Annotated in this window: 2 protein-coding genes; both read right to left on the minus strand. The window is 73.8% G+C overall.

What is annotated here, in order from left to right; all coding sequences use genetic code 11:
• Positions 1 to 26 precede the first annotated feature (26 nt).
• Positions 27 to 1,226 (minus strand): TIGR04053 family radical SAM/SPASM domain-containing protein, encoded by a 1,200-nt coding sequence (locus tag VIM26_RS19995; protein ID WP_331954507.1) that lies wholly within the window; start codon positions 1,224 to 1,226, stop codon positions 27 to 29.
• Positions 1,227 to 1,250: 24 nt separating this feature from the next.
• A partial coding sequence (locus VIM26_RS20000; protein ID WP_331954509.1) for an FUSC family protein occupies positions 1,251 to 1,831 on the minus strand: 581 nt, incomplete at its 5' end.

Here is a 1,831-nt window from a genome sequence, read left to right on the forward strand (position 1 = left end):
TCCTATAGGACGTCAACGCTCGGACGTTACGGGGTCTTGGGAGGCTCGTGCCACCCCTGTGCGCCGCCGGTACGGGCGGGCGAACCGCTGGGCTGGTATGCGCACGCGGGGTCCTCGCCCAGCGGGTCGCCGCTCGCGGCGAACGCACGCGCGCGGGAGCCCCCGCACAGGTCGGCGTACTCGCACCGCCCGCAGCGGCCGGTGAAGTCGGTGGCCCGGATCCGGCGCAGCAGCGGGTTGTCGCGGTAGATCTCGGCGATCGGGGTGGTCCGGACGTTGCCCAGCGGCTCGGGCAGGAAGCCCGCCGGGTAGACCTCGCCGTCGTGCGCGACGAAGACGATCCCCTTGCCGTCGCGGGTGGCCGCGGTGTGCGCCCGGGGCCGCCCGATCGACGGCCCCATCAGGGTGGTGAGCCGCGTCGAGAGCGTGTCGTACAGGTCGCTGACCGGTGCGGGGTCCCCGGCGAGGCGCCGGTTCACGACCCGCCGGAAGAACGGTGCCTCGACGGTGCGGACGATGAAGCCGTGCTGCGACGCGTCGTACAGGAAGTGGCAGATGTCCTCGTGCTCGGCGGGGCTGACCGCCTCGGTGGCCACTCCGCGCCCCACCTGGACCAGGAAGAAGACCTCCCAGATCGCCGCGCCCGCGCGGCCGATCACCGCCGCGACGTCCGCGAGCTCCGCGACGTTCGCGCGCATGACCGTCGTGTTCACCTGGACGGTCAGCCCGGCCGCGGCGAGCGCCCGGATCGCCTGCACGGTCGCCGCGAAGTGCCCGGGGATGCCCCGCACGCCCTCGTGGGTCGCGGCGAGCGCACCGTCGAGGCTGATCGAGACGGCCTTGACCCCGCTCGCGACGATCCGGTCGATCATCTGCGGCGTCAGGGCCGGGGTGACCGACGGCGCGAGCGCGACCGGCAGGCCCAGCCCGGTCGCGTGGGCGACCAGCTCGAACAGGTCCGGGCGCAGCAGGCAGTCACCGCCGGTGAGCACCAGGATCGGGTACGGTCGCCCGAAGCCGGCGACCTGGTCGATCAGGTCGCGACCCTCGGTCGTGCTGAGCTCCCCGGGCAGGGCTTGCGCCGTCGCGCTGGCCCGGCAGTGCTTGCACGCAAGCTGGCAGGCGCGCGTGGTCTCCCAGAAGACCAGCATCGGCCGGCGCCCGTAGTCCAGCCGGGTGCCGCTCGTCGTCGGGTGTGTCGCCGTCGCCGTCGCCGTCGTCCGCATTGCGCTCCTCCACTGGGGGTGACCTCAGGTACCCGGCACAGTGTTCGCCCGACCTGATGGCGCAGCCGGGACCTTTGTCCTGACGAGCGCGGCCCGGTGCTCACTCGACGCGAGGGTCAGCGCGAGCCCGACGACGGCGCCCACGACCGTCTCGATCGCCCGGTCACGCAGCAGCGGACCGGCCGGTACCGGCGCGACGACGGTCGACATCATCAGCGCGAGCGGGGTGATGAAGACCATCGCGAAGCCGTAGTTGCGCGCCACGAACATCTCGGCGAGCGCCTGGAGCACGATCACGAGCCCAACAAGCACCCAGCCGCTGGTCCCCAGCCCGAGCAGCCCGCCCGCGAGAACCAGCCCGAGCCCCGTTCCGACGACCCGCTGGATCGCGCGCAGGGACCCGCGCGGCGTGTCCGCGGACGCCAGCGGCACGACGGCGGCGACCATCGCCCAGCTCGGGTGCCCGACGCCGACCACCGTGGCGAAACTTCCGGCGATCAGCACGGCGGCCGCGTAGCGCGCCGCCCGGGCGAGTGCCGTGGGGTCGCCCATGACCGTGGTCAGCGACCCGCCGGCCGCGCTCGTGGCTCGCGGCACGTCGCGGC

The sequence above is a fragment of the Pengzhenrongella sp. genome (genome assembly GCF_036565025.1).
Taxonomy (GTDB): domain Bacteria; phylum Actinomycetota; class Actinomycetes; order Actinomycetales; family Cellulomonadaceae; genus Pengzhenrongella.